General features: G+C 74.1%; 1 protein-coding gene. It reads right to left on the minus strand.

The genetic code is table 11. The features are described from left to right. Positions 1–14: 14 nt before the first annotated feature. On the minus strand, positions 15–15,704 hold the full coding sequence (locus ACFVYI_RS21050) for a type I polyketide synthase (protein ID WP_387887694.1): 15,690 nt from the start codon (positions 15,702–15,704) through the stop codon (positions 15–17). Between the last annotated feature and the right edge of the window lie 29 nt (positions 15,705–15,733).

Genomic DNA, 15,733 nt, shown 5'->3' on the forward strand with positions numbered 1-15,733 from the left:
CGCCCGCGGCCCGGTCAGTGCGCCACGTCGGTGGCGCGCAGCCACTCCTCCACGATCCGGGCCGTCCGCGCCGAGTCCTCCCGGATCATCGACAGGTGGTCCGCCTCGACCGGGCGGACGTCCGCGCCCGGGACCAGCGGCTCCGGCTGCTGCTCCTCCCGCCGCGGCGCGGGCGGGACCGGCCCGGCGGCGTCGCCCTCGCCGTCGCCGAACAGCGGCTTACCGCACCGGACCAGCAGGACCGGGGCGGTCGTGTGCTGCACGTCCAGCTGGTTCAGCAGGACCATCCACCGCCCCATCGCCGACAGCCTGGAGTTGGTCAGCCGCACCGGAGAGGCGTCCGCCTGGGTGAAGTTGAGCCGCATCATGCCGGAGTAGTCGACGCCCTCGTCCGCGGTGTGCCGGAAGCTCAGGGTGTCCAGCAGGACCACGCCCGCGGGCCTGATCCCCCAGGTGTTCTCCAGCAGTCCGGCGGCCGCGTAGGCGAAGGAGCCACCGGAGGAGTGACCGACCAGGACGAACGGGTGCCCCTCGCTCGCCCGCAACGCGCTCTCGGCGATCACCCGCACCGCGACCTCCGGCGTGGCAGGCAGCCGCTCGCCGGTGGCGAAGCCGACCAGCGGCAGCGCGGCCACGTCCCGGTCGCCGCGGAAGTGCGCGGCGAGCCTGGCGTACTGGTGGATGCCCGCGTTGGCGGTGGGCGCGCTGACGCAGATCAGGCGCGGCTTTCGCGGGCCCTCGGCCAGCGTGGCCGCCCAGGGCAGGTCCTCCAGCTCGGCGGTCGCCTCGAAGGTCGGGCGCAGGGCCGCCACGGTCGCCAGCATCCGCTGGGCCTCGCCGATCTTCCCCACCGCCAGGGCTTCCATGAACAGCCGCTCCAGCGAGTCGATCTCCTGCCCGCCGGCGGGCATCCCGACGACGACGGCTCCCGCCGTCTCCGGCCCCGGCTGCGCGGACAGTTCGCTGCGCAGCCAGGCGGCGAGGTCGCCGGGGGTACGGCTGTCGAAGACGACCGTCGCCGGCAGCCGCAGCCCGGTGACCGCGGCCAGCCGGTTGCGCAGCTCCACCGCTGTCAGGGAGTCGAAGCCCAGCTCGTAGAAGTCCCGGTCCGCCTCGACGGTGGTGGGCGAGGCATGGCCCAGCACCGTGGCGATCTCGGCCCGGACGGTCTCGACCAGGAAGCGCACCCGGTCCTGCTCCCCCAGCTCGCCCAGCTGCCGGGTGAAGCCGGCCGCCGCGGCGGCGCCGCCCGAGGCGCCGGCGGCGGTGCGGCGGGCGCTGCGGACCAGTCCGCGGAAGAGCGGGGGCACCTCGCCCTGCGGCCGCATGCCGCCGGCGGCCAGGCCGAGCGGGACGACCAGCGGTTCGCCGCGGCCGGTGGCCGCCTCGAACAGGGCCAGCCCCTGTTCGACCGAGAGCGGCGGCATCCCGCCGGACTGCATGCGGCGCATGTCGGTGTCGGTCAGCTCGCTGGTCATGCCGTCGTCCTGGACCCACGGACCCCAGGCGATCGACGTCCCGGCCAGCCCCAGCGACCTGCGGTGGTCGGCGAGGGTGTCCAGGAAGGAGTTGGCCGCGGCGTAGTTCGCCTGGCCGGGGCTGCCCATCACGCCCGCGACGGAGGAGAAGGTGAGGAAGGCCGCCAGGTCGAGCTCCCGGGTGAGCTCGTGCAGGTGCCAGGCGGCGTCCACCTTCGGCCGCAGGACGGCCGACAGGCGTTCGGGCGTCAGGGCGGTGACGATGCCGTCGTCGAGCACACCGGCGGTGTGGATCACCGCGGTCAGCGGGTGCTCGGCCGGGACGGCCGCCAGCAGCGCGGCCGCCGCCGCCCGGTCGGCCGTGTCGCAGGCCGCGATCGTCACCCGCGCGCCCAGCGCGCGCAGTTCGGTCGCCAGCTCGGCCGCGCCGGGCGCCTGCGCGCCACGCCGGCTGGTGAGCAGCAGGTGCCGCAGACCGGAGCCGGCCAGCCGGCGCGCCAGGTGGCGGCCGAGGGCGCCGGTACCACCGGTGATCAGGACGGTGCCCTCCCGGTCCCAGTCCGCCACCCGGCCGCCGGTGCCGGTGGTTGCGGCGGTGCCCTCGGCCGTCCCGGCGCCCGCGTCGACGTCCGTGCTCAGCGCGGCCAGTCGACCGACCCGCAGCACGCCCTCGCGGACCGCGAACTGGGCCTCGCCGTCGGCCAGCGGGCCGGCCAGGCCCGCCAGCGCCGCGCTGACGTCCTCGTCCTTCTCGACGTCGAGCAGGACGAACCGGTCGGGGTGCTCGGCGTGGGCCGAGCGGACCAGGCCCCAGGCGGACCCGCCGGCCAAGTCCCGCACCGCCTCGCCGTCGGCGGCGCGGATCGCGTTGCGGGTCACGAACACCAGGCGGGAGCGGGCGAACCGCGGCTGCGCCAGCCACTCCTGGACCAGCCCCAGGACCCGCGCCGTCAGCGCGTGGACGGCGGCGGGCAGGTCGTCCCCGGCCGGGGCCGGCAGCGCGGCCACCAGCAGGTCGGGGACGCCCGCCGCCCGGGCACCGGCCGCCTCCGCCAGCGAGCCGACCGAGGCGCCCAGCCCGAACTCGTCGATGCCCAGCGCCGCCGACCGCAGCGTCCCGGCGCCGGCGTGCTGCGCGAGCGCGGGCCACTCCACCGTGAACAGCGGCTGCCGGCCGCCCTTCGGTCCGGCCGCCGTGGCGTCCGCCTCCGGGGAGCGCAGGGTCAGCGACCGCACCGAGAGCACCGGTGCGCCCTCGCTGTCGATCGCCGTGACGGACACCGAGTCCGCACCGAGCCGGGTGAGGCGCACGCGCACCGCGGCGGCGCCGCCCGCCTCCAGCGACACGCCGTGCCAGGCGTGCGGGAGCGGGATCCGCTCCTCCTCGCCAAGGCCGAGCAACGCGGCGGCCTGCAGCGCGGCGCCGAGCAGGGCCGGGTGCATGCCGAAGTAGCGGGCGTCCTCGGCGAGTTCGCCGGGCAGTTCGGCCTCGACGAACACCTCGTCGCCGCGCAGCCAGGCGGCCCGGAGGCCGTGGAACGCGGGCCCGTGGCCGGTCGCCCGGTGGAAGCCCTCCAGGTCGAGCTCGACCGCGCCGGCCGGCGGCCAGATCACCCCGTCGAGTTCGGCGGTCCGCTCCCCCGCCCCGGTGGCCAGCGTGCCGGTGGCACAGCGCGTCCACGACTCGTCCGGGGCGGCCTCCGCCGGGCGCGCGAAGCAGCTGACGCTGCGCAGTCCCGACGCGTCGGCCGCGCCGACCCAGACCTGCAGCACCGGCTCGTCGTCCTCGGACAGCGGCAGCGGCGCGGTCAGGGTGAAGTCCACGACCTGCTCGCAGCCGACCTGGTCCCCTGCTCGGACGGCCAGCTCCAGGAAGCCGGTCGCGGGGAAGAACGCCTGCCCGTCGACGGTGTGGTCGAGCAGCCAGGGGTGCACGCGCGGCGACAGGCGGCTGGTGAAGAGCACACCGTCGGAGTCGGCCAGCGGGACGGCGGCGCCGAGCAGCGGGTGTTCCGCCGGCACCAGTCCGACCGAGGTCACGTCACCCGACAGGGCGGCCGGGCGCGGCCAGTAGCGCTCGTGCTGGAAGGCGTAGGTGGGCAGGTCCGCGCGCAGGGCGGCGGTGCCGTCGAAGAGCCGGGCCCAGTCGACGGCGACTCCCGCGACGTGCAGCCGGGCCAGTCCGGTGAGCAGGGCGACCTCCTCGCCGCGGTCCTTGCGCAGGACCGGGGTGACCACGCTGTCCTGGTCGAGGGTCTGCCGGGCCAGGCCGCTCAGCACCCCGTCCGGGCCGAGCTCCAGGAGGGCCGACACCCCGTTGGCACTCAACGCCCTTACACCGTCGGCGAAGCGGACGGTCTCGCGGACGTGCCGGACCCAGTACTCCGGCGTGCACACCTGCTCGGCCGTGGCCGCCGCGCCGGTCACGTTGGAGATCAGCGGGATCCGTGGCGCACGGTAGGACAGGCCCGCGACGACCGTACGGAACTCGGCCAGCATCGGGTCCATCAGCGGCGAGTGGAACGCGTGACTCACCCGCAGCCGGGTGGTCCTCCGTCCCCGGGCGGCGAGTTCCTCGGCGATCCGCAGCACCTCGGTCTCGGCACCCGCCAGGACCAGCGCCCCAGGGCCGTTGACGGCCGCGACCGACACGGACTCGCCCAGCAGGGCCAGGACTTCGTCCTCGGCGGCCTCGATCGCGACCATCGCACCACCGGCGGGGAGGGCCTGCATCAACCGGCCACGGGCGGCCACCAGCGTGCAGGCATCCGCCAGCGAGAACACGCCCGCCACATGCGCCGCCGCGACCTCACCGACCGAGTGCCCAGACACGAAGTCCGGCCGCACGCCCAGGAATTCGACCAGCCGAAACAGCGCCACCTCGACGGCGAACAGTGCCGTCTGCGCGTACTCGGTGCGGTCGAGCGACGCCGCGTCCGCACCCCAGACCACCTCCCGCACCGACCCGAACCCCGGCTCCGCACACACCGCGTCGAACGCCTCGGCGAACACCGGGAAGCGGCCATACAACTCCCGGCCCATACCGATCCGTTGCGAGCCCTGCCCGGAGAACAGCACCGCCAGCGACCGCTCCACGGCCGCACCCCGCGCCACCTCCGTACCGTCCAGCAGTACCGCCCGGTGCCCGAACCGCGTCCGCCCGGCCAACGACAACCCCACATCCAGCGGCGACAGTTCGGCCGGCGCCGACACGCTCGCCAACTGGGCGTCCAGCGCCGCCTCGGACTTCCCCGAGACCACCCACGGCACCACACCCGGCTCCACCACCGGCTCGACGGCGACCTGCTCGGCCGCGGGCGCCTGCTCGATGATCGTGTGCGCGTTGGTGCCGCTGATCCCGAAGGAGGACACACCCGCCCGCCACGGCCGGTCCACCTCGGGCCACGGCCGCGCCTCGGTCAGCAGGTCCACCGCGCCGGCCGACCAGTCCACGTGCGAGGACGGCCGGTCGATGTGCAACGACTTCGGCAGCACACCGTGCCGCATCGCCAGCACCGTCTTGATCACACCGGCGACACCCGCCGCCGCCTGGCTGTGCCCGATGTTCGACTTGAGCGAACCGAGCAGCAGCGGACGCTGCGGATCGCGGTCCCGCCCGTAGGTCGCCAGCAGCGCCTGCGCCTCGATCGGGTCTCCGAGGGACGTGCCCGTCCCGTGCCCCTCCACCGCGTCCACCTCGTCGGCCGTCAGACCGGCACTCGCCAGCGCCTGCCGGATCACCCGCTGCTGGGACGGGCCGTTGGGCGCCGTGATGCCGTTGGACGCGCCGTCCTGGTTCACCGCGCTGCCGCGCACCAGCGCCAGCACCTGATGCCCGTTGCGCCGAGCGTCCGAGAGCCGCTCCAGGAGCAGCATGCCCACGCCCTCGGACCAGTTGGTGCCGTCCGCCGCGTCCGAGTAGGCCTTGCACCGGCCGTCCGAGGCCAGGCCGCTCTGCACCGTGAACCCGGCGAAGCTCACCGGTGTGGTCATCACCGTGACGCCGCCGGCCAGGGCGAGCGAGCACTCGCCGCCCCGCAGCGCCCGGGTGGCCCAGTGCAGGGACACCAGCGAGGAGGAGCACGCGGTGTCGACGGTGACCGCCGGACCCTCCAGTCCGAGGGTGTACGAGATGCGACCGGAGAGCACGCTGGTGGCCAGACCGGTCCCGGCGTGGCCCCCGATGTCCTCGCGCGAGTTCATCATGAGCGTCGCGTAGTCCAGGCCGTTCGTGCCGACGAACACGCCGGTCCGGCTGCCCTGCAGACGCTCCGGGTCGATGCCCGCGCGCTCGACCGCCTCCCAGGAGGTCTCCAGCAGCAGCCGCTGCTGCGGGTCCATCGCGAGCGCCTCACGGGGCGAGATCCCGAAGAAGGCGGCGTCGAAGTCGGCGACACCCCGCAGGAAGCCGCCTTCGAGCGTCGCGCTGCGCCCCCGCCCGTTCCGGTCGCCGACGAGCAGTGTCCGCAGGTCCCAGCCGCGGTCGTCCGGGAAGGCGGAGATCCCGTCCCGCCCCTCGGTGACCAGCTGCCACAGGTCCTCGGGCGAGGCGACCCCGCCCGGCAGCCGGCAGGCCATGCCGATGATCGCGATCGGGTCGTCGGTGACCGGGTCCGGTCCGGCCGGCGACCGCCCACCTGACGGGGCGTGGCGGTCCTCGCAGTCCTCGGGGCCGTCGAGCAGCTCCGCGAGGAGGTGGGCGGCCAGCACGGCCGAGGTCGGGTAGTCGAAGACCGCGGTGGCCGACAGCTTCACTCCGGTGGCCAGGTCCAGCCGGCCGGGCAGCTCGATCGCGGTCAGCGAGTCGAAGCCGAGGTCCCGGAACTTCCGGTCGGGCGCGACAGCCGCCTTGTCGGCGTACCCGAGCACGGCCGCCACCTGCGTCCGCACGAGGTCCGTCAGCACCGCCAGCCGCTCGCTGCCGCCCAGTGGCCGCAGGCGCTGCCCGAGCTCCGAGGCGGCCGAGGCGAACTCCCGGCGTGCCACGTCCGCGTCGGCGATGGCCTGCCGGGCCGCCGGCAGGTCCTTCAGCAGCGGATTGCCGCGCAGGCCGACCAGCGTGTCCAGGATCTGCGGCTGGCGCAGGTCGAGCACCACCAGCGTGGCCGCCGGCCCGGTGACCGCCTGCCGCAGCGCGGCCAGGGCCAGCTCCGGGTGCACCACCGGCACGGTGGCGCGCCGTGCCGGGCCGTCCTGCTGCCCGGCCGGGCCCGCCGCCTCCTCGCCCGCCCAGGCGCCCCAGGCCAGGGAGGTCGCGACCAGCCCTTCGGCCCGACGCCGCTGGGCCAGCGCGTCGAGCACCGCGTTCGCGGCGGCGACGGTCGCCCGCCCGGGGGTGCCGACCGCACCCGCCACCGAGGAGAAGAGGACGAACGCGGAGAGTTCCTGCTCGCGCGTCAGCTCGTCCAGGTTCAGCGCGGAGACCACCTTCGACCGGTACACCGCGGCGTACCGCTCGGGTGTCAGGTCGTCGAGCACTCCGTCGTCGACGAGCGCGGCCGCGTGCACCACCGCGGTCAGCGGAGCCTCGGGCGGCACCGCCCGCAGGACGGCCGCCAGCGCGTCGCGGTCGGCGGCATCGCAGGCCGCCACCGTCACCTCGGTACCCAGCAGGCGCAGTTCCGCGCCCAGCTCCTCGGCACCCGGCGCCTGCGGGCCGCGCCGGCTCACCAACAGCAGCCGGCCGACCCCTGCGGCGGCCAGCCAACGCGCCACCTGCGCGCCCCGGCCGCCGGTCCCGCCCGTGACCAGCACGGTGCCCCCGGCAGTCCCCGGGGTCCAGCCCGCATCCGGTGAACCGGTAGGGGCGGATACCAGCCGGCGGGCGTACACGGCGGCGGGCCGCACCGCGAGCTGGTCCTCACCGTCGAGGCCCGCCAGCACAGCGGCGAACCGCTGCGCCGCCCGCCGGTCGATCACGGGCGGCAGGTCGATCAGGCCGCCCCACTGCCGGGGGTGCTCCAGCGCCGCGACCCGGCCGAGGCCCCACACACCGGCCTGCGCCGTGGCCTGCGGCGACTCGCCGCCGACCGCCACCGCACCCCGCGTCACACACCACAGCGGCGCCGCGATCTCCGCATCACGCAGGGCCTGGAGGAGGACCGCGGTCGCGACCACCGCGCCCGGCTCACCGGCGCCGGTCGGCTCCGCCGTCGCGAGGAGCGAGACGACACCCGCGAACGGCACTCCGGCGGTGGGCAGTTCACGCAGCTGCGCGGCGAGGGCGAGGCGGTCCGGCGCGGACCCGGCCGTCTCGACCGTGAGGCAGAGCGCCTGCGGTCCGACCGCCTCGATCACCGCAGCCGTCCACTCCTCGTCGCAACCGCGCGCCGGCGCGACGACCAGCCACCCGCCCGCCGGTCGGAGCGCCGACACCCCGGACAGCGGCTGCCAGGACTCGTGGAAACGCAGGGCGTCCAGCAACGACTGGTCGCGGCGGTGGCGCCGCCAGGAGGAGAGCGCGGGCAGCACGGCCCCGAGGGCCTCGGTGTCCACGTCGAGATCCGCCGCGAGCGTGTCCAGGGCCGCGCCGTCCAGGGCCTCACCCTCCACGGCGGCCCAGAACCGCGCGTCGGCCTGGTCCTCGCCGGCGCCCGGCACCGGGGTGGCGGCCGGACGGGTGTCCGGCCAGTAACGCTCGTGCTGGAAGGCATAGGTGGGCAGGGCCAGGCGGCGGGCGCCGCTGCCGTCGAAGAGCCGGGCCCAGTCGACGGCCACGCCCGCGACGTGCAGCCGGCCCAGGCCCGTGAGCAGGGCAACCTCCTCGGGGCGGTCCTTGCGCAGGACCGGGGTGACCACACTGTCCTGGTCCAGGCTCTGCCGGGCGAGGGCCGTCAGGACGCCGTCGGGGCCGAGCTCCAGGAACGCCGACGCGCCGCGCTCGCCCAACGCCCTGACGCCGTCGGCGAAGCGGACGGTCTCCCGGACGTGGCGGACCCAGTAGTCGGCCGAGCAGATCTGCTCGGCCGTCGCGAGACCGCCGGTCAGGTTGGACACCAGCGGGATCTGCGGCGGTCCGTAGGACAGGCCCTCCAGCACCGTGCGGAACTCGGCCAGCATCGGGTCCATCAGCGGCGAGTGGAACGCGTGACTGACCCGCAGCAGGGTGGTCTTGCGGCCCAGCTTCCGGACGTGGGCATCGACCGCCTCCACCGCGTCGCGGGCGCCCGACACCACGACGGACGACGGACCGTTGACGGCCGCGATCGACACGGACTCGCCCAGCAGGGACAGGACTTCGTCCTCGTCGGCCTCGATCGCGACCATCGCACCACCGGCGGGGAGGGCCTGCATCAACCGGCCACGGGCGGCCACCAGCGTGCAGGCATCCGCCAGCGAGAACACGCCCGCCACATGCGCCGCCGCGACCTCACCGATCGAATGCCCGGCCACGAAGTCCGGCCGCACGCCCAGGGATTCGACCAGCCGGAACAGCGCCACCTCCACCGCGAACAGCGCCGTCTGCGCGTGCACCGTCCGGTCGAGCGACGCCGCGTCCGCACCCCAGACCACCTCCCGCACCGACCCGAACCCCGGCTCCGCACACACCGCGTCGAACGCCTCGGCGAAGACCGGGAAACGGGCATACAACTCCCGCCCCATACCGATCCGTTGCGAGCCCTGCCCGGAGAACAGCACCGCCAGCGACCGCTCGCTACTCTCGCCGCGCACGACCTCGGTGCCGTCCAGCAGCACCGCCCGGTGCTCGAACCGGCTCCGCCCCACCAGCGACAACCCAACGTCCAACGGGGAGAGTACGGTCAGCGTCGACACCCGCCCCAGCTGGGCGTCCAGCGCCGCCTCGGACTTGCCGGACACCACCCACGGCACCACGGCAGGTGATACCACCGCCTCGGCCGCATCCTCCTCGGCTGCCGGCGCCTGCTCGACGATCACATGCGCGTTCGTCCCACTGATCCCGAACGCCGACACCGCCGCACGACGCGGACGCTCACGCTCCGGCCACGCCACCGGCTCGGTCAGCAGCTCCACCGACCCGGCCGACCAGTCCACATGCGAGGACGGCGCATCCACATGCAGCGTCCTCGGCAGGACCCCGTGCCGCATCGCCAACACCGTCTTGATCACACCGGCGACACCCGCCGCCGCCTGGGTGTGCCCGATGTTGGACTTGAGCGAGCCCAGGAGGAGCGGCACCTCCCGGTCCTGGCCGTAGGTCGCCAGCAGCGCCTGCGCCTCGATCGGGTCACCCAGCGTGGTACCCGTCCCGTGCCCCTCGACCGCGTCCACCTCGGCGGCCGTCAGACCGGCATTGGCGAGTGCCTGGCGGATCACCCGCTGCTGCGACGGACCGTTCGGCGCCGTCAGACCGTTCGAGGCGCCGTCCTGGTTCACCGCACTGCCGCGCACCACCGCCAGGACTTCGTGCCCGTTGCGCCGCGCATCGGACAACCGCTCCAGCACCAGCACACCCGCGCCCTCGGACCAGCCCGTGCCGTCCGCCGCCTCCGCGAACGCCTTGCACCGACCATCCGAAGCCAACCCACCCTGCCGGGTGAATCCGGGGAAGCCCAGGGAGGAGGACATCACGGTGACACCACCGGCGAGGGCGAGCGAGCACTCGCCACTGCGCAACGACTGAGCCGCGAGGTGCATCGCCACCAGGGAGGAGGAGCAGGCCGTGTCGACGGTGACCGCCGGGCCCTCCAGACCGAAGGTGTAGGAGACGCGGCCGGAGACCACGCTCGCGGCGAGGCCCGTACTGGCATGGCCCTCGATGTCCTCGCGCGAGTTCATCACCAGCATCAGGTAGTCCTGGCCGCCGGTTCCGACGAAGACACCGGTCCGGCTGCCGCGCAGCGTCACCGGGTCGATGCCCGCCCGCTCGAAGGCCTCCCACGAGGTTTCCAGCAGCAGCCGCTGCTGCGGGTCCATCGCCATCGCCTCACGCGGCGAGATGCCGAAGAACCCGGCGTCGAACTCGGCCACTCCGTGCAGGAAGCCGCCCTTGGCCGTGGCGCTGCGGCCGCGACCGTCCTGGCCGCCGCTCCGCAGCACGTCCAGGTCCCAACCCCGGTCGGTGGGGAAGTCGGCTATCCCCTCCCGGCCGTCGAGGACCAGCTCCCAGAGCTCCTCCGGGGAGGAGATCCCACCCGGCAGGCGGCAGGCCATGCCGACGATCGCGATGGGGTCGTCCGAGGCCCCGACCTCCGGCGCGGCCAGGGTGGGCACCTCGCTGTGCTCGTCGAGGAGTTCGGCGAGCAGGTGTGCGGCGAGGACGGTGGGGGTGGGGTGGTCGAAGACCAGGGTCGCCGGCAGCCGGAGGCCGGTGACCGAGGTCAACCGGTTGCGCAGCTCCAGCGCGGTCAACGAGTCCAGGCCCAGATCGTGGAAGTCCCGGTCGGCACCGATGGCCTGCGCCGAGGTGTGGCCCAGGACGGCAGCGGCCTCGGTCCGGACCAGGTCCACCAGGTGACGGACCCGCTCACTCCCGCGCAGCGCCCAGAGCCTTCCGGCCAGGGCGACGGCCGCGCCGGCCCCGCCCACGGCGGTGGCGGCCATCCGGCGACCACCCCGGACCAGACCTCGGAACATCGTCGGCACCTCACCCGGCAGACGCGGCGCGCCCGCTGCCATGAGCGGGCCGAGCGGGAGCAGGAACGCCTCGTCGGTCCGGGTGGCGGCGTCGAGGAGGGCCAGACCCTGCGCGACGGACAGCGGCGGCACGCCGGAGGCGGTGATCCGCCGCAGGTCCGCCTCGGAGAGCGTTCCCGTCATACCGCCGGAGGGGGCCCAGGCGCCCCAGGCCAGCGACTGCGCCGCCAGACCACGGGAACGGCGGTACTGGGAGAGCGTGTCCAGGAAGACGTTGCCCGCCGCGTAGTTGCCCTGACCGGCACTGCCCATCACACCCGAGATCGACGAGAACAGCACGAACGCCGACAGCTCCAGGTCCTCGGTCAACTCATGCAGATTCCAGGCCGCGTCCACCTTCGGACGCAGCACGGCCGACAACCGCTCCGGGGTCAACGACGTCACGACACCGTCGTCCAGCACCCCGGCCGTGTGCACCACCGCCGACAGATCACCAACCTGGTCCAACACCCCGGCCAACGCCGCCCGGTCCGCCACATCACACGCGGCGACGACCACCTCCGCACCCAGACCGGCAAGCTCCGCCCGCAACCCCACCGCACCCGGCGCCTCCAATCCACGCCGACTCACCAGCAACAGCTTGCGGACCCCGTGCTCAACCACCAAATGCCGGGCCACCTCGCGGCCCAGACCACCCGTCCCACCCGTGACCAGCACCGTCCCGGCCTTCGCCCACACCGAGGACCCACCCGCACCCGTGGCCTGGCGAGCCAACCGACCCACCCGCACCACACCACCACGCACCACCACCTGCGCCTCGCCCGCCGCCAACACCTCGCCGACCGGCAGCTCAGCGCCGTCGTCCAGGTCCACCAACATCAACCGGTCCGGATTCTCCGACTGCGCCGACCGCACCAGACCCCACACCGCACCAGCGGCCAGATCCCGCACCACCTCGTCCGCATCAGCCTGAACCGCGCCACGCGTCACGAACACCAACCGCGCCGACCGCTCCGAAGCGACCCACTCCTGCACCAACCCCAAAACCCACGCAGTGAGTTCATGCACCTCATTCGGGACGTCCATCCCCGGCGCCGACACCGGAACCACCACCAGCGCCGCGTCCCCCGGCGCCTCCGCCAGGCACGACACCTCGACGCCCAAGGTCACCGAGCGCACCGCGCCAGGACCGGCCGGACGCGACACCGCCGGCACCCACTCCAGCCGCAACAACCCGTCCAGCCCCGCCGCCGGCCCCGCCACCGGAGCCCCCAACGCGAGCGACTCCACCGACAACACCGGCGCACCCTCGACATCCACCACCGCCAGCGACACCACCCCCTCACCGGCCCGCGTCACCCGCGCCCGCACCACCGACGCACCCGCCGCATGCAGCGACACACCGCCCCACCCCACCGGCACCAACCCACCGCCGACGGCCCGCACCACCTCCGCCAGCAAGGCCGGGTGAAGCCCGTACCGCCCCGCATCCCGCGCCGCCTCACCCGTCAACCCGGCCTCGACGAAGGTCTCCTCACCCCGACGCCACACCGACACCGACTCATCACCCGACGAAACCGCCACCGCACCACGCGGCGGCCACACCGACCCGTCAAAGTCCGCGACCCGCTCCCCCACCACCAACACACCCGACGCATGCTCGGTCCAGGGCCCCTCCACCACCCCTTCGGCACGCGAGAAGAAACTCACCGCCCGCACACCCGACGCGTCCGGGGTACCCAGCCAGACCTGGACGGCCACCGCGCCGTCCGCCGGCAGGACCAGCGGCGCCGCGAGCGTGAACTCCTCGACCCGGTCGTATCCCAGGAAGTCACCGGCCCGAATGGCCAGTTCCAGGAGACCGGTGGCCGGGAAGTCCACCAGCCCGTCCACGGTGTGTTCGGCGAGCCACGGGTGCGCCTTCGGCGACAGCCGTCCGGTGAACAGCATGCCCTCGGAGTTGGCCAGAGCGACGGTGGCGCCGAGCAACGGGTGCTCCGCGGGCATCAGCCCGGCGCCGGTCAGGTCGCCCAGGTGGGTGGCCGGCCTCGGCCAGTACTTCTCGTGCTGGAAGGCGTAGGTGGGCAGGCCGACGGTGCGGGCACCGGTGCCGTCGAACACCCGCGCCCAGTCGACGGCCACGCCCGCGACGTGCAGCCGGGCCAGACCGGTGAGCAGGGCGACCTCCTCGCCGCGGTCCTTGCGCAGCACCGGCACGGAGACGATCTCCTCGTCCACCGCCGACTGCGCCAGTCCCGCCAACACCCCGTCGGGGCCCAGCTCCAGGCATGCCGACACACCCTCCGCGACCAGCGACCGCACCCCGTCGGCAAACCGGACCGTCTTCCGGGCATGGCGCACCCAGTACTCCGGCGAACAGACCGACTCCGCCGCCACGACACCCCCGGTCACGTTCGACACCAGCGGGATCTCCGGCGCGCCGTACGACAGGCCCTCCAGCACCGCGCGGAACTCGGCCAGCATCGGGTCCATCAGCGGCGAGTGGAACGCGTGACTCACCCGCAGCCGGGTGGTCCTCCGTCCCCGGGCGGCGAGTTCCTCGGCGATCCGCAGCACCTCGGTCTCGGCACCCGCCAGGACCAGCGCCCCAGGGCCGTTGACGGCCGCGACCGACACGGACTCGCCCAGCAGGGCCAGGACTTCGTCCTCGGCGGCCTCGATCGCGACCATCGCACCACCGGCGGGGAGGGCCTGCATCAACCGGCCACGGGCGGCCACCAGCGTGCAGGCATCCGCCAGCGAGAACACGCCCGCCACATGCGCCGCCGCGACCTCACCGACCGAGTGCCCGGCCACGAAGTCCGGCCGCACGCCCAGGGATTCGACCAGCCGAAACAGCGCCACCTCGACGGCGAACAGTGCCGTCTGGGCGAACTCGGTGCGGTCGAGCGACGCCGCGTCCGCACCCCAGACCACCTCCCGCACCGACCCGAACCCCGGCTCCGCACACACCGCGTCGAACGCCTCGGCGAACACCGGAAAGCGGCCATACAACTCCCGCCCCATCCCCAGACGTTGCGAGCCCTGCCCGGAGAACAGCACCGCCAACGACCGCTCGCTACTCTCGCCGCGCACCACCTCGGTGCCGTCCAACAGCACCGCCCGGTGCTCGAACCGGGTCCGCCCCGCCAGCGACATCCCCACATCCAGCGCCGACAGTTCACCGAGCGCCGACACCCGCCCCAACTGGGCGTCCAGCGCCGCCTCGGACTTCCCCGACACCACCCACGGCACCCCGGCAGGTGATACCACCGGCTCGATGGAAACCTCCTCAGCGGCCGGTGCCTGCTCCACGATCACATGCGCGTTCGTCCCGCTGATCCCGAACGCCGACACTCCGGCCCGCCGGAGCCGGCCCACCGCAGGCCACGGTGTCAGCTCGGTCAGCAGCTCCACCGACCCGGCCGACCAGTCCACCTGCGAGGACGGCGCATCCACGTGCAACGTCCTCGGCAACACACCGTGCCGCATCGCCAACACCGTCTTGATCACGCCCGCCACACCCGCCGCCGCCTGGGTGTGCCCGATGTTCGACTTCAACGACCCCAACAACAACGGCCGGCCCGCCGGCCGGTCCTGCCCGTACGTCGCCAGCAGCGCCTGCGCCTCGATCGGGTCACCCAGCGGCGTCCCGGTTCCGTGTCCCTCCACCACGTCGACGTCCGCCGCAGTCAGACCGGCGCTCACCAGCGCCTGGCGGATCACCCGCTGCTGCGACGGACCGTTCGGCGCCGTCAGACCGTTCGACGCACCGTCCTGGTTCACCGCACTGCCGCGCACCACCGCCAGGACTTCGTGCCCGTTGCGCCGCGCATCGGACAACCGCTCCAGCACCAGCACACCCACACCCTCCGACCAGCCCGTGCCGTCCGCCGCCTCCGCGAACGCCTTGCACCGACCGTCCGAAGCCAACCCGCCCTGCCGGCTGAAACCGGCGAAGCTCATCGGCGTGGAGAGCACCGTCACCCCGCCCGCCAGCGCCAGCGTGCACTCGCCGCTGCGCAGCGAGTGAGCTGCCAGGTGCAGCGCCACCAGGGAGGACGAGCAGGCCGTGTCCAGGGTGACGGCGGGGCCCTCCAGACCCAGCGCGTAGGAGATCCGACCGGACAGCACGCTCGCCGTGAGCCCGGTCGTGGCGTGGCCCTCCACGTCCTCGGCGGAGTTCATCACCACGCCGACGTAGTCCACCCCGGCGGTGCCGACGAAGACACCGGTCCGGCTGCCCCGCAGCGTCACCGGGTCCACACCGACCCGCTCGACCGCCTCCCACGAGGTCTCCAGCAGCAGCCGCTGCTGCGGGTCCATCGCCACCGCCTCGCGCGGCGAGATGCCGAAGAAGTCCGCGTCGAAGGCGCCGGCGTCGACGAAACCGCCCTCCAGCGCCGCGCTGCTGCCCGCGCCGTCACCGGCGAGGGCTTCCAGGTTCCACCCGCGATCCGTGGGGAAGGGGGTGACTCCGTCCCGTCCCTCGGCCAGCAACTGCCAGAGGTCCTCCGGGGAGGCGATCCCGCCGGGCAACCGGCACGCCATGCCCACGATGGCGATCGGCTCCTGCTTGCCCGACTCGGCCTCCAGCAACCGCTGGCGGGTCTGGTGCAGGTCCGCCGTGACCCACTTGAGGTAGTCAACGAGCTTGCTGTCGTTCGACATGGTGAAGAGGGACCTTCCTGTGGTGGTGC

It is taken from the genome of Kitasatospora sp. NPDC058218 (assembly GCF_042882445.1).
Taxonomy (GTDB): Bacteria; Actinomycetota; Actinomycetes; order Streptomycetales; family Streptomycetaceae; genus Kitasatospora.